Below are 19812 nucleotides of genomic sequence, written 5' to 3' on the forward strand. Positions count from 1 at the left end.
TAACAGCACGTCGCCGCTCGGATGGAGCACCGCCTTGTCCCTCCGCGATCTATATGCTCCTGGCGCGGCGAACACACGGCATTGGCGCGTTCGCCTCAGCGAGTCTGCCCCTTGGCGGCGGTCACGCGGACCTAAGCGCGTCGACGCTGCGGGAAGCCTGAATACTGCCAGGATAAGGCTGTTCGCCCAATGACGGGCGTGTTCCAAAGGGGGGATTGTATGGCTCGACCAAAAGCAGCTGCGCAAGCAACGACGCTGTATCGCTTGCGGCACACAAAAAATCTAGAGGACGCCGTCAAGGCCAAGTATCGAAATGATGCGGCGATTACCACTGACAAGTGCAAGGTCGGGCCCCGAGACGCTGTGATGATCCACGGGCCTATCGGAGCGGGTGGGACTGTGAAGTGGGCTGCTCGCGTCCACCAGCTGACAGGCGCAACTGTGACGACAGCGAACACTACCGCGGCAGGCGTTCTACTTCTCAGGCTCACTGATGATAAGACAGCGCCAACATGGGCCCTCTGCTGGGGGATGGGGTGGTTGTTCTTGGATCAGAGTCTTGTTGACGGCGCATTCGGCCAGCGTCTCGCGCTCAGGTCGGTTGATCCGGACCTTCTGAGCTCGCTGACTCGAACAGTTCTTGACGAGCGAGCGAAGGTCGACCGTTCTTCTATTCCAGCCGGGTCGGGGCTGACGGGGTTCGGCATCGGCGGCTTTGGAGAACTGGTCACCCGCGTTGTCGGTAAGGYCGAAATCAAGGGGCTGACCATCAACAAGTTCTTTCGGGTCAGGGGAGCCGACGCTGTCTCTGTTCCGCTTGGACTGACTCCGACAGCCTTGCTAGCTGACCTGAAGGTCCTCGACTCCCTCCTCACCCAGAAGCCGCGTCCCGAGCTTGAGGTGCTGGAGCAACTGGTACCCGTAAAGAAGAAAACCGCGGTTCACGACAAGTTGGAGGCGCACCTTGAGGCGGAGTTGCAGAAGACGCTCGACACATCCCAAATTGCCGTCGCTTGGCCTCACGAGAATTTGAGCGAGAACCAACCGCCCGAATCGTTTCGCGTCAAGCGAGGCGGAATGCTCTTGGTGCAACCCGACACTCCGACGAAGGAACTACTCCTCAAGCTGATGAAGGGTAACGACGTCGGCAAGCTGGATACGATCGCTGTCCAGTTGTTCTCAGATGCTGAAGGGGACAACGCCATCAGCACTGAAATTCCGTTGCGCAAGTGGGTGGCCTTCGAGAAGGAGGAAGCCCAGCGTCGCTACTTCCTCCATAACGGGCAGTGGTTCGAGATGGACCTGAACTACGCGAAGCAACTCGATGATCGGGTCAAGAGGATCTTCGCCGAACCTGCTGGTTTGACATTGCCGGCCTGGGTAAACGCTGACGACGAAGCCGAGTACAACAAGAAAGCTGCGAAGGCTCTGAACGCTGTTCTCATGGATCGCAAGCTAGTGCAGACGACGCAGAACAAGCGTGGGTTCGAGCCCAGCGATCTGATCACCGACAATGACGTCTACGTACACGTCAAGTCAGCGACCTCGTCCGCACCGCTCAGTCACCTGTTCTCGCAGGGAGCCAATTCCGCACACGCCTTGCAACACGACGAGGAAGCGCGCAAGAAGCTCAAACAGCGAGTGAAAGAGCGTGGGGGAGACCCTGACCTGGTTGGTGCGAAGCCGAAGAAGGTCATCTACGCCGTGCGTGCGAAGAAGGTCGGCCAGTCGATCACGCCAGACGATCTCTTTAGCTTCAGCAAGGTGTCACTCGTTCGTGTTTTCGATGAGCTGGAAGGTCGCGGCATCGAGGTTCGCGTGGTCAGTATCGACCACGTTTAGAGCCCACCGACATCAAGTACGACAACCTGACTTCGGCGGTCACCGCTGTCTTGCACGGCCGCGACCGGGCGCGGGTCGAGAACGACCGGTGGGTGTTGTTCCGCTCGCACTATGCGTTCGACGCGTTCTACTGTCAGCCGGGGATCGACGGCGCGCACGAGAAAGGCGGCGTCGAGGGCGAAGTCGGCCGGTTCCGGCGCACCTGGCTCTCGCCGATGCCCGAGGTCGACACGCTCGCCGAGTTGAACGCACAGATCCGCCGTTGGGATGTTCGCGATGAGGACCGGCGGATCAACCAGCGACGCACGAAGGTCGGCGACGATTTTGCTGCGGAGCGCCCTCTGCTGGGCCCGTTGCCGGCGGAGCGGTTCGATCCCGGTCTGGTCCTGCATCCGCGCGTCGATCGGTCAGGGCTGGTGACGGTTCGGATGGCGAAGTACTCGGTTCCTGCCCGGATGATCGGCCGACAGGTGAGGGTCTCGTTGCGCGCGTCCGAGGTCGTGATCTTCGATGGCCGCGAGGAGGTTGCTCGTCATGAGCGGGTCGTTGCCCGGGGCGGGGAATCGATCGTGTTGGATCACTACCTCGAGGTCCTCCGGCACAAGCCCGGCGCGCTCCCTGGGTCCACGGCGTTGGCGGCCGCCCGTCAGGCTGGTGTCTTCACCGCGGCGCATGAGGCGTTCTGGCAGGAAACACGGAAAGTGAACGGCGATGCCGCGGGCACCCGTGAGCTCATCGGAGTGCTGCTACTGCACCGGAGCATGCGCGCTTCGGATGTCCTCGCTGGCATCCGGGCGGCTTTGTCGGTCGGCGCTGTCACCGCGGACGTCGTCGCGGTCGAGGCCCGCCTCCACGCCGGCGGGGCCACTTTGCACCGACATCCCGCTGCTCACGACAGCGGCATCGAGCAACGAGTTGTCAGTCTCACCCAACGCCGCCTCCGAGACCCCGCCGCGGTGATCGCCGGCCTCCCACCAGATCTGCGACCGCTGCCGACCGTCACTCAATACGACGAGCTCCTGCGACGCCGCGACCAGCCCACCGATGAAAGAGAAGGAACGACCGACCTATGAGCACCAGAACCACCGTGACTACGACGCTGCGCCGCCAACGCGGGATGACCGAAGAAGCCGCCGCGGCCGCCGTCGACCAAGCCTGCCGGAGGCTGCGCCTGCCCACGATCCGCGCGGTGATGGACGAAGCGATCCGCGTCGCTGAACACGAGCAGCTCTCCTACCAAGGGTTTCTCGCTGAACTGCTGCTCGCGGAATGCGACGACCGTGATCGCCGCTCCACCGTCCGCCGTGTCGCCTCCGCCGGGTTCCCTCGGCAGAAATGGCTCGGTGACTTCGACTACGACGCGAACCCGAACATCAACGCCGCCACGATCCACACCCTCGCGACCGGCGACTGGGTCCGCCGCGGCGACCCGCTCTGCCTTATCGGAGACTCCGGCACCGGAAAGAGCCACCTCCTCATCGGACTCGGCACCGCCGCCGCAGAGAAGGGCTACCGCGTCAAATACACCCTCGCGACGAAGCTCGTGAACGAGCTCGTCGAAGCAGCCGACGAGAACCAGCTCGCCCGCACCATCGCCCGCTACGGCCGCGTCGATCTCCTCTGCATCGACGAGCTCGGATACATGGAACTCGACCGCCGCGGCGCCGAGCTCCTGTTCCAAGTCCTCACTGAACGCGAGGAAAAGAACAGTGTCGCGATCGCCTCCAACCAATCCTTCTCCGGATGGACCGACACCTTCACTGACCCACGCCTCTGCGCCGCGATCATCGACCGCCTCACGTTTAACGGCACCATTATCGAAACCGGAACCCAGTCCTACCGGCTCGCTCACACCCGCACAAGCACCTCCGCGGGACCGGCCTAGACGAGCCCCGACGCCGTCTCAACGAGGTCTGGGAGATCCTTGGGGAAATAGGTCACGTCGCTTTCTCGGAGGTCATCGGCTGACCACCACCGCGATCGCGTCATCGCCGCACGCTCCAAGTCCGTCCAACCGTCACGGTCAAGGGTCGCAGGAGCAGCAACGCGTGCTGCGAAGAAGTGCTCGACCTGGTGAAGTGGTTCACCGTGATTGAGGAAATCAAACTCGCGATGCTCGAAGGGCCCTCTCAACGTCAGGCTTTCAAAACCGGTCTCTTCCTTCAGCTCTCGCGCAGCGGCAACGATCAGGGACTCGCCGTTCGCTACGCCGCCACCGACGGTGAACCAGAACCGAACGATGTCATTGGCATCGGAAAGGTCACGGCCTTCGAATAGCAACACGCGGGATGAAGGATCAAGCAACAGGATCCGGACTGCTTGGCGAGACCAGACAGACATGACTCAGCACCATATCGCTGTCATCGCACCTTGGGCCAAATCGGACCGACACCCCTGGGCCAGATCAAGTTGACATAGTCACGGGACGGCGGCTGCGCGCTAATGGTCGGAACCAGCTCTGCGACGACGAGTGCTCTCCTGAGACGCGAACGGATGCCCCGCGAGGGATCAACCCCCGTCCGGCGCTCTGCGCTCCGTCTATCGTCGGCATACCGGGGGTCCCAGCTTCCTCGGGCACTACCGGAGACCCTGCACGGACCACAGCGCTCGCGGAGGTCTCCGGGCCCTTTCAGGAGGGGGTTCGCGGAAAGTCGATCCCCCTCATGCGCGGGGGCGTATGAGGGGGACCCGACATCTCACTCCGCAAAGCGGAGGGCACGCGCTAACTGCTCCCGGTATCCCCAGATCCCGGCTCACTGACTCCCCAGAGGTAGTGCGAGAAAGCGCAACCCACCGTCGGGAGATGTCACCACTCTGTCAGGTCGGCATCGCCGCGGCACCTCCTCTGGGGTGCAGATACAAAGACGCGCCAAACACGCCGATATAGACTTGTAGCTAATCCACTATGGCCAAAAGTCCATACGCGCCAGGGTGACTCTTGACGATGCCCTCACGATTGCGACGGAGGCTGAAAGTGAGGGATGGGGGCAGGCCGCTCACCCCGGAGCTCTTGGTGTCGCGATCGCGCTGTCTCCGTGACCGGCACGGCGTAGACCGGGGGAGTGGGGTGCGCGACCTTCGGGAACCGGCGGCCGGTGATCTCGCTGGCGGTAACTTTCAGCACGAACAGCTTCGGCATCGCTGTCCACGACTTGAAGTGCTCAACTCCCACACGGTGCAGCTCGGCCTCGCTGGTGACCTGCTCCACAACTCCTCGGACCACCACACTCCAGAAATTCGCGTCGTCGACACCGTCGACCTCGACCGCGACTCGGGGCTGAGAAGCGACCGCAAGGAACTTCGAGTCCACCGCTGACCGAATATAGATGGTTCGGTCGACGGCGAGATGATTCACCGGTCGGATGTCGGGAAATCCGTCCGCTCCGGTGAAGGCGAGCCGGCAGAGTTGCGTCGTCCGGAGTAGTTCCCAGCAGTCCGCCTCGCCAAGCTCGTCAGGGCGAAGACCAGGCTGAGAGTCTTCCGATCTTGCAGTCATCACTGACCTCCTATGAGCCGGAACACTGTGTCGATTTTGATAGTGCTCTATCTCGATGATCCCACCAGGCCGAGGAGCGCTCGAGGCCCGCGCGTCTGAGAGCAGATCCCAGTTCCGGGACGCGCAATCCGACTCCCCCTTCTTCGGGGCAGACGGAAAACCCAACTTTCTCGGCAAAACAGCAGGCGTCATCAAAGGACAAGCTCAGCGATAAGTGGCGTCGCCTCGCTCGAGAACAGTATTTCTCACGGCCAGGGCCGACTCGGTGCCCATTCCCCGCAAACGATCGTTTACGGGGCCGCAGCCCTCCTGGGACGCTTCTCTCGGTCGCTGTATCCCAACTATCTAACAAAAGCCGAGGCTGTACAGATAGTCGAGCGGCCCCCGGGAGACGGTGACCCACTATCTGTCGGCGCACCATCGGCCTGATGGCGAGTCGGGCGATCCGGGAATCTTATAGATGTGTCCGTTTCCCCAGGCCTGAAACAGCGATGACTGAGCTCGTCCGGGCGGCGTCCAGAAGCCCTTGTCGTAAGCACGGTTGGGTGTCATGCTGGCGTCAGGGTTGCGGGCCTGGGGAGGCTCGCGACAAGCCGCGGGCGATTCCCCCTCATGCTGGCGGCCGCACGCTGAGGGCTGCTCCGCCCAGCCGTTTCCCGGTCACCGCGGGGTAGCCCTCGGCGTCCGGGGTTGACGGCGTGCAGCACGCGATGCGCTATCCGTCTGAAGCCACCGAGCGCCGGGCCGGACGAGTCGCGATCGTCGGACTTGCTGGGCGCCTAGCGGTCGCTGACAAACGGTGAGCTGCGTGAGTAATCGCCGTTGGCAACGGTTTCCGTAATGAATCGGGCGAGGTCGCTTCGACGGAGTGTGGTGCGACGCCCCGTCAGGTGCGCGTCGTGGTCGACTTCTCTTGCAGCACCGTCGACCAGGCCGGGGACCCGAACGAGCGTCCAGTCGAGACCGCTGCGTTGCCAGATCGCGCGCTCTGCGATCTTGTCCTTCGCGAGCATGCCGCCGAGCGAGTTTAGTAGCCAAAAGATGATCCGGTCCCGGTTCCTTTTGCGATCCCCGGGAAGAGTGAGACCTGCGCCGCTAATGCCGACGTACCGGCTCACGTGCGCATCGCCCATCGCGCGGACCACGATCGCCGCGGTGTCGCGCAGAAGAGTGGTGTCTTTGACGACGGGGCCGAGCGCGGAGGCGACGGCATCGGCACCGTTGATCGCTGTGGCGACAGCTGCCGTATCCCGGATGTCGCCCGCCGCAATGGTGACACGGTCAGCCGCGGTTGCTGCTTTCGCGGGCTCGCGGACGAGCATCGCGACGTCATGGCCGTCTGCGAGCAAATCGGCGGCGAGTAGGCGACCTGTGCGACCAGTGCCACCTAGGGAGTGTCTCCCAATCGCGGGGGGTGACCCGCGATTCTGGCCGGCAAACTGTTCAGCGAACCCACGATCGAGAAGTTGGACGTCCTGGCCTCTAAGCTCCCCGCCTGGGACTACGATCTCGTCGWGTGTGTCGCTGTGCGATGTTCAGATCGCACAGCGACACACTCGTCACGATGGGGTCACGTTGGTGGCTGCGTGCAGTGCGGCGGTGAGGTAGCCCGGGGAAGCACCGACACCTTTGTCCGCGACGTGCTCGGGCCCAGCGATGTGAGCAGCTTCGCTCGGTGTCGTCCTTCTCGCTTCGCTCGGTGTCGTCAGGCGGCGGGTGGGTTCGCTCCGCCGCGCCGGATCGCTCGGTACACGGTTGAGCGTGCGACAACGAAGATCTCGGCGATTTCGCTCGTGGTGTGCGTGCCGGCACGGTGCAGCGCGACCAGGTGCTTCTCCTGTGAGACGGAGAGCTTGGGCTTCTTTCCGCGGAGCTTGCCCGCGGCCTTCGCTATCGCCATCCCCTCGCGCGTGCGGGCACGGATGAGGTCGGCTTTGAACTCCGCGACCATCCCGAGGACGTTGAACAGCAGTCGCCGAACGGGATCGGTTGGGTCGTAGACGGAACCTCCGAGCTTCAGCGTCACGCCCTTGCGCGTCAGCTCGTCGGCGATATCACGAGCGTCGGGGAGTGATCTTGCGAGGCGATCGAGCTTGGTGACGACCAGGACGTCACCTTTGCGGACCGCGGCAAGCGCTTCGCGGAGCCCCGGGCGTTCACGGTTCGTTCCGGTCATGCCGTGGTCGACGTGCACGTTCTCGGGATCGACGCCGAGCGAGTGGAGGCCGTCCCGCTGCGCGGCGAGGTCCTGCCCAGAGGTTGAGACGCGGGCGTATCCGACAAGCATGCGGCGACTGTAGCGTTTAGGGCACCTTCACCGGGCATTTTTGCGGGACAGTCTTACGGGAATCGAAGGCTTAGGTAGTTGCTGGGTTCTGGTCGTTCACCCGGATGGTCCGCACCTGTACCGGTGGACGACCCCTCAGCGGGCCGCCGGTTCACTGTCATCGTGCAGTCGCGATCCTGTAGGTTCTGGCTCAGGGAGTTCTCATGCGTCGCGCACGGATACCCCGGTCACGGCTCTGCGGCATCTGCCCGAAGTGAGGCCCGGGGTCGAGGATCGGGCGCGACGAGCTCGTCAGGCGGTCCCGCAGGGCGTCGTCGATGCTGCCGACGTACAGCCAGCCCATCAGCAGTTCGTGATCGGCCAGCCCGTGCGCGGCCCGTACTTCGGGCGAGTTGGCCAGGTGTCCCGTGCGCCATTTGACGCCCCAGCCGGCCTGCCAGAGGGCCAGTTGGAGCAGGTGGCCGACGCCGGCGGCGGTGGCGTGCTGTTCCCATTCGGGCACGTCGGGGTGTTCTCGAGGGCTGGCGACCAGGGCGATGAGCAGCTCCGCGCGGAAGGGCTTGGGGTTGCGCTCCCCAGGTTCGCGGTCGACGCTGCCGGCGGCGTCCAGTGCCTCGCCGAGTCGGGTGCGGTCCTCGCCACGGAGTGTGATGAGCCGCCACGGGCGAAGGGACTTGTGGTCGGCTACCGGGGTCGCTGCGGCGAGCAGGTGCATGAGCTCCGCATCGGTCGGCGTCTCCGGTCCCACTTTGCCCAGCGAGCGCCGAGTCGCCATGGCTTCGAGCAGGGGATCAGAGAAGTGGACCATGTATCCATTGTCAGCGCCTGGAGACATCCGGTAGTCGTCGAGAGGCGACCACCCCCACCGCGCCCATCGCGGCCAGGAACAGCAGCGCCCACTGCAGGGCGAGGGTCGCCAGCAGCGCGCTGATCGCGCCGACGATGAGCAGGACGAACCCCATGGCGGTGTTCGACACCGCCACGTAGGTGGTGCGCTGGTCGCCCTCGGCCATGTCGATCACATAGGTCTTGCGACCGACGCGCACGCCCGTGTGTGTCAGCGTCAGCAGGAAGTAGGCGGCGACGAAGACCAGATTGCCTGCCAGCGATGCTCCTGCGAAGACGGGGAGCGCGACGAGCACCACGAGCGCCACGATGATCGCGGATGCCGCGGCAGCGCCGAACGTCATCACGCTCCTGCTGGAGCGGTCGGCCCATCGGCCGAAGATCCTGCCGCCGATCAGGGCGGCGACCCCGGAGGCCAGGATGAACCCGCCGAGCCCCGACAGTCCGCCCGCTCCGGAGGCGATGGACAGGGCCACCACGAACGGCGGGGCGAGTGAGGAGACGAGCAGGAGACTGCGCACCCCGACGAAGCGGCGGAAGTCGCGGTCGCCGCGCAAGAGTGCGATGGTCTCTGCGAACCAGTTCGGCCCGGGGCCAACATCTTTCTAGACGCGGCCGGCGCCGACAGGTTCTTCGGATGGTTCGCGAATGCCGACGTACACTGCCGCCACCAGCACCCAGAGTGCGGCACCTGCCGCCAGCAGCCACGCGAGCTGTTCGGCCGCCAAGTCCTCGCCGCCGAGAATCCGGATGCCCAGGCCCAGGGTGATGGCCACCACTCCGGACGCCGTGGTCGCCAGCCCGTTGATCTGGCCGCGTTCGCCCTTGGGTATGGTCCTCCCTTGGACGTCCTTGGAGGCGATCGAGCACAGGCACCGCCCCAGCGCGAACGCCGCCAGCCCGACCAGGATCACGACCCCGGCGACCAGGCCCTGCCCGAGCGCGGCGGTTCCGGCGATCACTCCCGCCGAAGCGGCCTGCACCAGAGCGCCGGAGATGAACACCCACTTGCGGAACCGCACACGGACGATGAGTGGCGTGAGGAACGCCTGCGGGAGCATCGAGAGCGACTCGCGGATCGGCACCAGTAGGCCCGTCAGCGCCACGGGAACGCCGAGGGCGTTGAACAGCCACGGCAGCACGGTCGAGGCGTTGACGATCTGATCGCCCGAGGACTGGAGCGCGTTGGCGGCCACCAGTCGAAGTCCATTGGGCGCGAGATTGCGTCGCACCTCAGGATCGAGCTCCTGCTCGGCCCGCTTGTCCCGGTGCAACACCGCCGAGTAGATCCGCTCCCCAGCGCTCATACCCGGGAATCTAGACCGCGCCCGCGACATCCGCAAGACCTCTGTTCGACGCTCGCGTCTGCGCGCGGAACTCCGTCCGTTATACCCGTGTGTGCATAGTCCCACGACACGTCGGGCGGGCTGGTAGCGTGTAGCGCATGGCCGCCGCGCACCGCATGCCTCTGACGCCGTTCGTCGACGTTCTGCCGTTGCCCGAGCGCCTGCTCGCGCGCGATCACAACGGCCGTCTGACGGTGCGGATCCGTACCGGCTCGCACAGCTTCCATCGCGATCTGCCCCGGTCGCGTGTGTGGGGCTACGACGGCACGCTCCCAGGCCCGACGATCGAGGCTGAGCGCGGCCACCCGGTCCGCGTCGAGTGGCGCAACGAGCTTGACGGCGGGCTGCCCGTCATCGTAACGATGGCCGGCGACGAGGTCGACGCCGACGGTGTGCCTGTGCAGTGCAGTCCCGGTCTGAGCGGCGGCACGCCGGACCCGCACGCCGCGGCGCTGACGGGACACTCGGTCGTGCACCTGCACGGTGGCCTGACACCGGCCGTGTACGACGGCTGGACCGAGAACCTCTTCGCACCCGGCCAGCTCGCCGTATTTGACTACCCGATGGACCAACGCGCGACGCTGCTCTGGTACCACGACCACGTGATGGGCGTCACTCGGTTCGACGTATACGCCGGGCTGGCGGGACTGTGGATCATCCGCGACCAGCGCGAACGTGACCTCGGGCTGCCCGAGGGACCACCGTACGAGGTGCCGCTGCTGCTGCAGGACCGTAACTTCGGACTCGACGAGGGCGGTCGGCTGACCGGCCAGCTGGTGCACAAGACCGACCCTGGGGTGATGGAGGCCTTCGCGCCGTTCACGGTCGTCAACGGCAAAGTCTGGCCTATCCTCGACGTCCAGCCCGCCACGTACCGCTTCCGCGTGCTCAACGGCTCCAACGCCCGCACCTTCCGGCTCGTGCTGCTGCGAGACGGCGTGCCCGAATTCGATCGCATCACTCAGATCGGCACCGACTCGGGCCTACTCCGCGAGCCCGTCGCGCTGCCACCCGACGGGCTGGTCCTCGCCTCAGCCGAGCGCGCCGACCTGCTCGTCGACTTCTCGGACCTTCAACCGGGCACCGAGCTCACGCTCTACAACACCGCCGGCGCTCCGTTCGATGGCGCGCCCTTTCCCGCCGCTGATGCCGCCGATGCCGCGGATCTCGACGCGCTGCTGCCGTACCCCCAGGTCATGCGTTTCCGTGTCGTCCCGGGCCCGGTCGCGCACCGTCCGGTGCCCCGCGAACTGGCGACCGACTTCGCCCTGCCAAAACCCGAGGAGCTGGACGCGGCGCCGCGGCGTGCCATCGCGCTTGTCGAGCGCGAGTTCGAGGACGTACCCAACATGCTGACCATGCGTGAGCTCGCCGTTGTCGACGACGAGGACGAGACGACCGGTCCGCTGATCACCCTCACCGACGGCGACCACACGACGCGCTACCGCGCGGTTGCCGCCCACTTCGAGGACACCGCCACGTTCTTCCCGATGCTCGGCCAGTACGAGATCTGGCAGCTCATCAACCTCACCGATGACACGCACCCCATCCACATCCACCTCGATCCCTTCCAGGTCCTCGCGCGCCGGCCCATCGGCTGGGAGATCCCCGACGACGGCATCGGCGATCTCGACCTCAGCGCGCGGATCACTCTCGGTCGCGACCCCGACGACGAGCTCGACCACGTCATCGACGCCAACGAGCGCGGGCTCAAAGACACAGTCCGCGTCAACCCCCACGAAATCGTCGAGATCGCCGTCCGGTTCCACGCCTACAGCGGCCGCTACATGTACCACTGCCACATCCTCGAGCACGAGGATCGCGATATGATGCGGCCCTTTGTGACCATGCCTCCCGAACTCATGCCGTTCATGGCGTGACCCTGGCACGTCAGGAGCGCCAGGGAATACAAATCGATTCGCCATGTTGAAGTGGGAGACGGGCAGCCACTTCTGCTGGCCCTGCACTGTACGACGCGCCAGGCCCGCGAACATCGAATCTGCTGGGCGCCCGTTCGCGTTTGAGAAGGAGTACGAGAATGGCTATTCAGGATAAGGTCGCATTGGTCACCGGAGCCGGGCAGGGGATCGGGCGCGGCATCGCGCTTCGTCTCGCCGCCGACGGTTTTGACATCGCCGTCGCGGACATCGAGCCGCAGCGCGAGAAGGGTGATTCGGTCGTCGCCGAGATCGAGCAGCTGGGCCGAAAAGCGGTCTTCGTCGCTGCGGACGTGTCGAAGCGCGACCAGGTCGTTGCCGCTGTCGACGCAGCCGCCGAACAGCTCGGCGGGTTCGATGTGATCGTCAACAACGCCGGCATCGCCCAGATCAAGCCCGTACTCGAGATCACCGCCGAAGAGCTCGATCAAATCTTCCGGATCAACGTCGACAGCGTGGTCTGGGGCATCCAGGCGGCCGCAGCGAAGTTCGAACAGCTCGGTCACGGTGGAAAGATCATCTCCGCGGCATCCATCGCGTCGATCCAGGGGTTCCCCATCCTCAGCGCGTATTCGGCCTCGAAGTTCGCCGTTCGCGGCTTCACCCAGGCGGCCGCGCAGGAGCTCGCTCCGAAGGGCATCACGGTGAACGCTTACGCGCCCGGCATCGTCGGCACCGGCATGTGGGAACTCATCGACGCCGAGCTCAGCAAGATCAACGGCAAGCCACTCGGCCAGAACCTCAAGGAAAACGTGGAGGGCATCGCGCTCGGCCGCATCGAGACCCCCGAGGACGTCGCGAAGGTCGTGTCGTTCTTCGCCGGCCCCGACTCGGACTACGTCACCGGCCAGGTGCTTCTCGTCGACGGCGGCATGCTTTACAACTGAGTCATCACTGACCGTCTCACCACCCGCCGCGCGTCGGCGTGTGACCCTCCCGGGCGCCCTCCGGTATCGGCAGCTCAGCCCGCAGACCGAGCAGTCGGAAAGGCCTCGTGAAGATCAGACGAAGTCACGACCGGATCGTACTCACCTGCCCCTCGACGCGACCTGCGTCGGGGGGGCTTTTTCGCGCCCACAAATCGGCGCCCAGTGGTGCAGCCACCTCGATACGCCTGTACTGAATTACGTATCGAACGCGTCAGCCGCAACCTCCGCGAGCTCGAGGTCAGGGCGCGCACGCACTTCCGGCGGGTTCTGCCTGCCGGGACGCTCACCGCGCGTCGAGGGCTCCCGGCGAATGTGGTGTTCGCAGCCGCCTTGTCCATGGCGTTCTTCACCGCAGACCTGTTCATTCCGCTCGCCCTTACCAGCGTGCGAGGGATCAGCGCTACACTCGCCGGGATCGTCCTGACCGCAGGCATCATCGGGTGGACCGCCGGCGCCTATGCCCCCGCCCGGCTCCTGAAGTGGGGCATGACCAAGGGGGGCATCGCGCGCCTCGGAGCGATTCTCGTCATCGCGGGTTTGACGGTGATCGGTGCCGTGATCCTCACCACCGTCCCCGTCCCCGTCGCCGCCGTGGGCTGGATCATCGCCGGGCTCGGCGCCGGTCTCGGTTTCACGATCAACTCCATCGCCGTCCGCGATGATGCCGCTGGCACGGTCGGGCGCGCCTCATCGCAGATGGAGCTCGGCAACCAGGCCGGCATCGCCATCGGCACCGGGCTCGCCGGTGCCCTGGTCGCCACCATGGGCGCCACTGCAGCCGGACTAAGCGGCGTCCTCGTCGTCGCTGGGGCCGGCGTCGTACTCGCTCTCCTCGCCTCCACGAGGTTCGCCGAAACCCACCCACCCTTGACTCCCCCCGAAAGATGATGCTGACTTGGACTCGAAGTCCGAGCACAAAAGGAGAACACAATGACCATCAACGACATCGGGCCCCGCCCGAACGCGTTCGACATCGAAGAGGCCACCCGGCGGAACGAGAACTACCGCAGCGTGGCGTGGACCGGGAAGTATTTGCAGGTCACGCTGATGTCTATCCCGGTCGGGGAGTCCATCGGCCTGGAGGTCCACCAGAACACCGATCAGTTCCTGCGCCTCGATGCCGGACAGGGCAGGGCCGTCATGGGCCCGGCCAAGGACCGGCTCGACTTCGAGCAAAACGTCTCGGATGGGTGGTCTGTCCAGGTCCCCGCCGGCACCTGGCATGACGTGATCAACACTGGCGACGAACCGATGCGCCTCTACGCGATTTATGCCCCGGTGCACCACGCACCTGGCATCACCCAGAGAACCAGCGACAAGGCAGAACAAGACGAAGCGACCGGTAAGGACGAGCCTCCCGCATGGACCGTCCAGCCCGAGGACAGCGCGCCGGACGAGCACGCCAACTGACGTCTACTTGTGTCACCGCTCCGTAAGGATGTTGCGGACGAGGATCGTCTTGGTCCACCCCGGGCAGCGCGCCCCGCCGCCGCGTGAAGACATCGGCCGGTCTCGACCGGCCGATGTCTTCACGCTCCCGCCCCTCACGCTGGTAGGTCTGACGATCACGGATGTCGAGGACCTCGACTGGGCCTCGTGTCAGAGTGTCGGCAAGGCCGCATGGTTCCTCGGGCAGGCCAACACTGTGCCCTGTCTGCGACACCGTGCGATCACAGAACGCCGCCACAAAGCGTCAAACTCCACACGCATGGGAACGATGCATCTGGCGGCGGAGAAAGCGGGTGCCCAGAAGCCGCTGGCAAAAATTTCACCGAGCTAAGAGGACGCCCGCGGAAAACGATCGTTTTCGGTGACCAGCGTGCTGAACGAGTGGCAGGTTCGGAGAGTAAGCCGAACGGGGACAGATAATAGGTACGAGCTTGAGCCAAGCTGTGTCGGCCAGCTTGGTTCCCGTAAGGCCGAGCAACCCCACGCACGATGACATTCGAACATCGGAAATGCTATGCAAAAGACCTCACTCATCGCCCTCGCGCGACACGAACTCTCTCAGGCGAAGGAAGCGTCCAGTGGTAGAAGCGCGAAGACCGTCTTCGGAGGACACGAGCATCAACTCCGACAAACGCTTATTGCTCTCAAGGCCGGCGAAAGCCTGGCTGAGCACGAAAGCTCCGGAGAGGCAACCCTGCAAGTCCTCGAGGGCCGCGTCCTGCTCAGATTCGGAGACCTGTCGTGGAACGGATCTCCCGGTGACCTCCTCATCATCCCGGACGGGCTCCACTCACTCGACGCCATCGAGGACTCAGTCATCCTCCTGACCGTCGTTAAGAAGCACTGAAGCAGGTTGCGTACGGATCGTGGGAACTCCGCAGTACGGTGCACTTGATCCTCTCGCGCTCATCCATGATGAGCTGATACACGATTCCACCAACAACGCGCTGCGAGAGCAGGGCATGGACCCCATTTACACGGTGGGTGCCGCTGCGCGCGTGGCCGTCATTGGCCAGGCGCCGGGACGCCGCGCGCAGGCAAGCGGGGTGCCGTGGGACGACGCCAGTGGTGCCACCCTCATGCAGTGGCTTGGTGTCACCGAAGGACAGTTCCGAGACCCGGACAATTTCGCTCTCTTGCCGATGGACTTCTACTACCCCGGCCCCGGTCGCAGCGGGTCGGGAGATGCGCCGCCGCGTCGAGGCTTCGCGGCCAGGTGGCATCCGCCGCTCTTCGCGTTGATGCCTGATATTCGTTTGACTTTGTTGATCGGACGCTACGCACAGCAGGCGTACTTGCCGATTGCGAAGACCGCGACGGTACGGAATTATCAGCAGTTTCTTCCTGAGCTGTTCCCTCTAGTGCACCCGTCGCCGCTCAACTTTCGTTGGCACGCGAGGAACCCGTGGTTCGCCGCAGACGTCGTGGAAGATCTCCGTTGGCACATCGAGACCGCGTTGCGGTGAAACCGTTTCTGGGGGTGAATCAATCGCTGATGCCCGCGCACTACATCGGGTCTCGCCGGCCCGTGATGTCCTCCGTTTGGGGGACACCCAGTGGTAATGTCTGTGTGGTAGCTGGGGCTACGCGCGGGGCGTCTGGGGCGCTGCGCCAAACGCAATGAGGCTCTTCCCAGATGAGGGTGTAGGTCGGCCGGGCGCGTCGGTCCGCAGGTAGACGTCGAGGTCTCCCGACGATGGAGGTTCCTACGCCATCCATCCGAAAGACCTCGACGTGTCCGACGCTACCCCGCCGGCCGGCTTCGGCCGCCCTGACCTGACCGCCTTCGCGTCTTATCCCAATCGACTCTGATCGGGTCTGCTGATGCTCTCGACGAGAACGCAGCGACATCACCGCCACCCAACCCCGACCGTCCGGGAAGCCGGGACACGTCACATGGCCTGTGCTGCGGGCGTGTCGAGTGGGTCGTCCAGGGGGCGACGCAGGAGCGTCGACGCGACGTGCTGAGAGCTGGTTCCAGTCGAGCACTAGCACACCGGCTACAGGCATGGCGATAGGTCAGGAACGGCGTCGCTCCCTACGCAGGAGGGAGCGCAGAGTCTCGGCGTTCGCGTAGCCGACTCGTAGCGCGATCTCGGCGGAGGTGAGGTCCGTGGTTGCTGAGAGGTGCCGAGCTCGTTCGATGCGAAGCCGTTGGACGAAGCCGAGCGGAGTGAGGTTGAGCGCCGCACGGACTCGTCGTTCGAGGGTGCGCCGGCTGGTGCCAAGTGACTGCGCGACGAACGCGACGTTGAACGGTTCGTCCAGGCGGGCGCGCACGAAGCGTTCGAACTCGACGACGATCGGGTCCTCGTGCCGGAGATGTTCGTAGGCGACGAAGGCCGCCTGCGACGGGCGCTCGTCGATGATGAGGAGCTTGGCGACATGTTGGGCGAGGTCGGGGCTGATCGATCGCACGAGTGAGAGCGCGAGGTCGATGTGGGCGAACGCGGCGCCGGCGGTGACGAGGTTCCCGTCGGCCACGACCATGGTGTCGAGATCGAGGGCGACGGTCGGATAGCGCTTCAGGAACTCCGGCCCCAGGAACCAGCTGGTCGTCGCCCGCCGATGATGCATCCGTCCGGTCTCGGCGACAGCGAACACGCCGGTGCACGCCGCGGCGATCCGGGTGGTCGCCTCGTCGAGGCGCCCGAGCGAGGCGATGACCGAACGAGCATCTCGGCTCTGGAGGGCGTCGTGGGTAGCGGCGGCCGTAAGGGTTCCAAGCGCAGGGACGACGACCACGTCGAACTCTCCGGACTCCGACAGCGGGTGGTCCACCGACAGGGTCATCGATGCCGTCGTGGTCACTCGCCGTTTCGGTCCGAGGATGGCGAGTTCGATCGGGTCGATCCGCGGGTCGACATCGCCGCGGGCTCCGTCGGCCACCCGCACGATGTCGATGATCGACGCGATAGCCGAACCGAAGCAGCCGTCGATCGCGATCAGTCCGATACGCATGACGTAAACAATAGCAATACTGCCGTATACGCCACTCCCCACCGGTCCTCGCTCGTCATACGCTGAACTCGTCCCACGAAGAACCCCGATTTCAAGGAGAGTCCCTCATGTCCACACCCGCATCACTTCCGTATGCCTTCGTCGCCAAGATCGTCGCGGCCGATGGACAGCACGACGCGCTCGCCGATCTGCTCGCCGGCGCTGTCGCACTCGCCAACGAAGAAGTAGGAACGATTGTCTGGTTCGCGGTCAGGACCGACGCCGACACCTTCTGGATCTTCGATGCATTCCCCGACGAGGCCGCTCGCGACGCCCACGCCAACGGCGCCATCGTCGCAGCCCTGATGGCCAACCAGCACCTCCTCGGCGCAGCACCCGAGATCCTGGCGGCCGACGTCCTCGCGTCCAAGCTCCCGTAGTCCGCCAACGCACGAGACGATCGCGCCCCGCCGAGCCGTCGCCAGGTCGCGACGCAACGCCATGCTGCGTTGCCGAGCGGTGCGAGGCCTATCGGCACACGGACAGGATGCCGGCCGCGAGCGCTCAGCCGGCGAGGGGTCCGTCGCAGAGGAGAGCGACGTCGGTGTCGGGCAGAGCCGTGAGGCCAGCGCATCGCGCGACCACCAGAACCGAACAGCCCCTGACCTGCATTTCCGCAGGTCAGGGCTGTTCGCCGGAGCCGCCTGTCGGAATCGAACCGACGACCTAATCACGTCGGCTTTGCGTCTATCGCTTGATGCGCCCACTGGGCGAACGAGCCGCTGACCTGCGCAAACGCCGAGCGTGGGGGACGCCGCCATCCTGTGGTGACCGACGACGACCGACCAGTACCGACCGTTTCACCGGAGCTTGCGGCGGCGTCGAAGCCGAGCAAGCTCCATTCCTTTAGCTCACCGCACCCTCCTCCTCGCCGGTCCCGTCGTCGTCGAAGACGTTTCAGGGGTCTTCTCAGATGACGGTGTAGGTCGGCCGGGCGCGTCGGTCCGCAGATAGACGTCGAGATCTCCCGACGATGGAGGTTCCTACGCCATCCATCCGAAAGACCTCGACGTGTCCGACGCTATCCCGCCGGCCGGCTTCGGCCGCCCTGACCTGACCGCCTTCGCTCGACTCGACGGCCTCGGTCTGAGCGTGACCGGACAACGACTTGAACCGGATCGTGCGGTCCTCGCGTGCCGCGTGGTGGAACCAGATCAGTGGTGCCGACGGTGCGGCAGCGAAGGCGCTGCTCGTGACACCGTGATCCGACGGTTGGCCCACGAGCCGCTGGGCTGGCGACCGACCGTGCTGGAAGTTGTAGTGCGCCGCTACCGCTGTGCCGACTGCGGACACGTGTGGCGTCAAGACACCAGCGCCGCGGCGGAGCCACGTGCGAAGCTCTCGCGCACCGGGCTGCGGTGGGCGCTGGAAGGGATCGTGGTCGCACACCTCACCGTCGCCCGTGTCGCCGAGGGACTTGGGGTCGCGTGGGACACCGCCAACAACGCGGTCCTGGCTGAAGGCAAGCGGCTGCTGATCAACGACCCCACGCGGTTTGAGGGCGTGAAGGTCATTGGCGTCGATGAGCACGTCTGGCGCCACACCAGGCGTGGCGACAAGTACGTCACCGTGATCATCGACCTCACCCCGGTCCGCGATGGCGCCGGCCCAGCAAGGCTGCTGGACATGGTCGAGGGCCGGTCGAAGGCGGCGTTCAAGACTTGGCTCGCCGACCGCGACGACGCCTTCCGTGACGGGGTCGAGGTGGTCGCGATGGACGGCTTCACCGGGTTCAAGACCGCCGCTGCAGAGGAGATCTCGGACGCGGTCACGGTGATGGATCCCTTCCACGTCGTGCGCCTGGCCGGTGACGCCCTCGACAGGTGCCGGCGCCGGGTCCAACTCGCGATCCACGGGCACCGTGGGTTCAGGGACGACCCGCTCGACAAGTCGCGGCGCACGCTGCACACCGGCGCGGACCTGCTCACCGACAAGCAGAGCGACAGGCTACGCGCGCTGTTCGTTGATGACGCTCACGTCGAGGTCGAGGCGACCTGGGGTGTCTACCAGCGCATGATCGCCGCCTATCGCCACGAGGACCGGCAACGTGGGCGCGAGCTCATGGAGAAGCTGATCACCGACCTCAGCGCCGGCGTCCCCAAGGTGCTCACCGAGCTCACTACCCTGGGCCGGACCCTGAAGAAGCGAGCCGCTGACGTGCTCGCCTACTCCGAACGACCCGGCACCAGCAACGGGCCGACCGAGGCGCTCAACGGACGGCTCGAACACCTGCGCGGCTCCGCACTCGGGTTCCGCAACCTGACCAACTACATCGCCCGAAGCCTGCTCGAGACCGGCGGCTTCAGACCCCAACTCCTACACCCCCGATTGGGATGAGCCATCAATCAGAAGTTGGATCCGAGGAGTCAACCTCCCGCCGATGGCACTCCGACCCGCGGCAGCGAGGCCGGTTCCGACGGCAGGAAGCGTCTCTGACGTCGGGAAGGAACCATCGTGTTCGTCGCTTGGCGTGACCTCCGATTCGCTCGTGGCAGGTTCGTGCTCATCGGATCGGTCGTGGCGTTGATCACCCTGCTCGTGGGTTTCCTCGCCGGCCTGACTGGCGGGCTCGCCGCGCAGAACGTGCCGGCCGGACCGGCCTCCGTTTCGGTCGTCTCGGCGACGATAAAGCTTGTGTTGGGTTGAGTGAGGCGATACCGGATGAGACTGCGATTAGCGT

The 19812-nt window shown here is 65.2% G+C and carries 18 protein-coding genes and 2 pseudogenes; 12 read left to right on the forward strand and 8 right to left on the reverse strand.

Translation table 11 applies throughout. The features are described from left to right. Nucleotides 1-219 precede the first annotated feature (219 nt). From AC04ME_RS13405 to istB, 3 genes and pseudogenes are all read left to right on the forward strand, one after another. A complete protein-coding gene (locus AC04ME_RS13405; protein WP_475435422.1) occupies nt 220-1842 on the forward strand; it encodes a DUF6119 family protein in 1623 nt (540 codons plus the stop codon). A gap of 11 nt (nt 1843-1853) precedes the next feature. Continuing rightward, a pseudogene (locus tag AC04ME_RS13410) lies at nt 1854-2915 on the forward strand (Mu transposase domain-containing protein); the annotation flags it as partial. Then, nucleotides 2912-3727, forward strand: coding sequence for an IS21-like element helper ATPase IstB (gene istB / locus AC04ME_RS13415; RefSeq protein ID WP_455904798.1), 816 nt, complete (start codon nt 2912-2914; stop codon nt 3725-3727). The pseudogene AC04ME_RS13410 and the gene istB, both read left to right, overlap by 4 nt. On the opposite strand, the gene AC04ME_RS13420 is transcribed toward istB, so the two are convergent. The 7 genes from AC04ME_RS13420 to AC04ME_RS13450 all read right to left on the reverse strand — a co-directional run bounded on the left by AC04ME_RS13420 (nt 3724) and on the right by AC04ME_RS13450 (nt 9778). Continuing rightward, entirely contained in the window at nt 3724-4182 is a 459-nt protein-coding gene (locus AC04ME_RS13420; protein WP_455904799.1) for an NUDIX hydrolase, read from the reverse strand. The two genes, istB and AC04ME_RS13420, sit on opposite strands and share 4 nt — an antisense overlap. Nucleotides 4183-4792: 610 nt before the next feature. Continuing rightward, entirely contained in the window at nt 4793-5530 is a 738-nt protein-coding gene (locus AC04ME_RS13425) for a pyridoxamine 5'-phosphate oxidase family protein (protein WP_455905622.1), read from the reverse strand. A 587-nt stretch (nt 5531-6117) separates the two neighbouring features. Beyond that, the gene (locus tag AC04ME_RS13430) at nt 6118-6846 is read right to left on the reverse strand and encodes an NAD(P)-dependent oxidoreductase (protein ID WP_475435441.1); all 729 of its coding nucleotides are present in this window, start codon (nt 6844-6846) and stop codon (nt 6118-6120) included. A 197-nt stretch (nt 6847-7043) separates the two neighbouring features. Next, nucleotides 7044-7625 (reverse strand): recombinase family protein, encoded by a 582-nt coding sequence (locus tag AC04ME_RS13435; protein WP_455904800.1) that lies wholly within the window; start codon nt 7623-7625, stop codon nt 7044-7046. A gap of 190 nt (nt 7626-7815) precedes the next feature. Next, a complete protein-coding gene (locus AC04ME_RS13440; RefSeq protein ID WP_193762657.1) occupies nt 7816-8433 on the reverse strand; it encodes a nitroreductase family protein in 618 nt (205 codons plus the stop codon). A 10-nt stretch (nt 8434-8443) separates the two neighbouring features. After that, entirely contained in the window at nt 8444-9028 is a 585-nt protein-coding gene (locus tag AC04ME_RS13445; protein WP_475435426.1) for an MFS transporter, read from the reverse strand. A gap of 48 nt (nt 9029-9076) precedes the next feature. Continuing rightward, nucleotides 9077-9778, reverse strand: coding sequence for a hypothetical protein (locus tag AC04ME_RS13450; protein ID WP_455904803.1), 702 nt, complete (start codon nt 9776-9778; stop codon nt 9077-9079). Between the two features lie 137 nt (nt 9779-9915). On the opposite strand from AC04ME_RS13450, the gene AC04ME_RS13455 reads away from it, so the two are divergent. The 6 genes from AC04ME_RS13455 (at nt 9916) to AC04ME_RS13480 (ending at nt 15598) form a co-directional block, all read left to right on the forward strand. After that, on the forward strand, nt 9916-11697 hold the full coding sequence (locus tag AC04ME_RS13455) for a multicopper oxidase family protein (RefSeq protein ID WP_025104940.1): 1782 nt from the start codon (nt 9916-9918) through the stop codon (nt 11695-11697). Between the two features lie 158 nt (nt 11698-11855). Further along, nucleotides 11856-12641: an acetoin reductase gene (locus AC04ME_RS13460; RefSeq protein ID WP_025104939.1), complete on the forward strand. Its 786-nt coding sequence runs from the start codon at nt 11856-11858 to the stop codon at nt 12639-12641. Between the two features lie 378 nt (nt 12642-13019). Continuing rightward, complete coding sequence (locus AC04ME_RS13465) at nt 13020-13571, forward strand: MFS transporter (protein WP_153302232.1); 552 nt, start codon at nt 13020-13022, stop codon at nt 13569-13571. Between the two features lie 42 nt (nt 13572-13613). Then, on the forward strand, nt 13614-14093 hold the full coding sequence (locus tag AC04ME_RS13470) for a cupin domain-containing protein (RefSeq protein ID WP_475435429.1): 480 nt from the start codon (nt 13614-13616) through the stop codon (nt 14091-14093). A 553-nt stretch (nt 14094-14646) separates the two neighbouring features. Further along, complete coding sequence (locus AC04ME_RS13475; protein ID WP_058631432.1) at nt 14647-14979, forward strand: cupin domain-containing protein; 333 nt, start codon at nt 14647-14649, stop codon at nt 14977-14979. A 19-nt stretch (nt 14980-14998) separates the two neighbouring features. Continuing rightward, nucleotides 14999-15598 (forward strand): uracil-DNA glycosylase family protein, encoded by a 600-nt coding sequence (locus AC04ME_RS13480; protein WP_378785063.1) that lies wholly within the window; start codon nt 14999-15001, stop codon nt 15596-15598. 553 nt (nt 15599-16151) lie between these two features. Here AC04ME_RS13480 and AC04ME_RS13485 read toward each other — a convergent pair. Next, nucleotides 16152-17093 carry a GlxA family transcriptional regulator gene (locus AC04ME_RS13485; RefSeq protein ID WP_350502311.1) on the reverse strand — a complete coding sequence of 314 codons (942 nt, stop codon included), beginning with the start codon at nt 17091-17093 and terminating at the stop codon, nt 16152-16154. Between the two features lie 107 nt (nt 17094-17200). Between AC04ME_RS13485 and AC04ME_RS13490 the strand changes: the two genes are divergently transcribed. The 3 genes and pseudogenes from AC04ME_RS13490 to AC04ME_RS13500 all read left to right on the forward strand — a co-directional run. Further along, nucleotides 17201-17512 carry a putative quinol monooxygenase gene (locus AC04ME_RS13490; RefSeq protein WP_084452093.1) on the forward strand — a complete coding sequence of 104 codons (312 nt, stop codon included), beginning with the start codon at nt 17201-17203 and terminating at the stop codon, nt 17510-17512. Between the two features lie 631 nt (nt 17513-18143). After that, nucleotides 18144-19469, forward strand: a complete 1326-nt coding sequence (locus AC04ME_RS13495; RefSeq protein ID WP_475435433.1) for an ISL3-like element ISPfr2 family transposase — start codon at nt 18144-18146, stop codon at nt 19467-19469. Between the two features lie 117 nt (nt 19470-19586). Continuing rightward, nucleotides 19587-19724 (forward strand): annotated as a pseudogene (locus tag AC04ME_RS13500) (ABC transporter permease); the annotation flags it as partial. Between the last annotated feature and the right edge of the window lie 88 nt (nt 19725-19812).

This window comes from Microbacterium sp. LjRoot205, assembly GCF_056175745.1.

What these genes read in the sequence shown, in the direction of transcription:
- istB (WP_455904798.1), top strand. Translation starts at nt 2,912, where the DNA reads ATGAGCACCAGAACCACCGTGACTACGACGCTGCGCCGCCAACGCGGG.
- AC04ME_RS13475 (WP_058631432.1), top strand. Translation starts at nt 14,647, where the DNA reads ATGCAAAAGACCTCACTCATCGCCCTCGCGCGACACGAACTCTCTCAG.
- AC04ME_RS13420 (WP_455904799.1), bottom strand. Translation starts at nt 4,182, where the DNA reads ATGTCTGTCTGGTCTCGCCAAGCAGTCCGGATCCTGTTGCTTGATCCT.
- AC04ME_RS13460 (WP_025104939.1), top strand. Translation starts at nt 11,856, where the DNA reads ATGGCTATTCAGGATAAGGTCGCATTGGTCACCGGAGCCGGGCAGGGG.
- AC04ME_RS13465 (WP_153302232.1), top strand. Translation starts at nt 13,020, where the DNA reads ATGGCGTTCTTCACCGCAGACCTGTTCATTCCGCTCGCCCTTACCAGC.
- AC04ME_RS13490 (WP_084452093.1), top strand. Translation starts at nt 17,201, where the DNA reads ATGTCCACACCCGCATCACTTCCGTATGCCTTCGTCGCCAAGATCGTC.
- AC04ME_RS13485 (WP_350502311.1), bottom strand. Translation starts at nt 17,093, where the DNA reads ATGCGTATCGGACTGATCGCGATCGACGGCTGCTTCGGTTCGGCTATC.
- AC04ME_RS13470 (WP_475435429.1), top strand. Translation starts at nt 13,614, where the DNA reads ATGACCATCAACGACATCGGGCCCCGCCCGAACGCGTTCGACATCGAA.
- AC04ME_RS13455 (WP_025104940.1), top strand. Translation starts at nt 9,916, where the DNA reads ATGGCCGCCGCGCACCGCATGCCTCTGACGCCGTTCGTCGACGTTCTG.
- AC04ME_RS13440 (WP_193762657.1), bottom strand. Translation starts at nt 8,433, where the DNA reads ATGGTCCACTTCTCTGATCCCCTGCTCGAAGCCATGGCGACTCGGCGC.
- AC04ME_RS13425 (WP_455905622.1), bottom strand. Translation starts at nt 5,530, where the DNA reads ATGACGCCTGCTGTTTTGCCGAGAAAGTTGGGTTTTCCGTCTGCCCCG.
- AC04ME_RS13435 (WP_455904800.1), bottom strand. Translation starts at nt 7,625, where the DNA reads ATGCTTGTCGGATACGCCCGCGTCTCAACCTCTGGGCAGGACCTCGCC.
- AC04ME_RS13450 (WP_455904803.1), bottom strand. Translation starts at nt 9,778, where the DNA reads ATGAGCGCTGGGGAGCGGATCTACTCGGCGGTGTTGCACCGGGACAAG.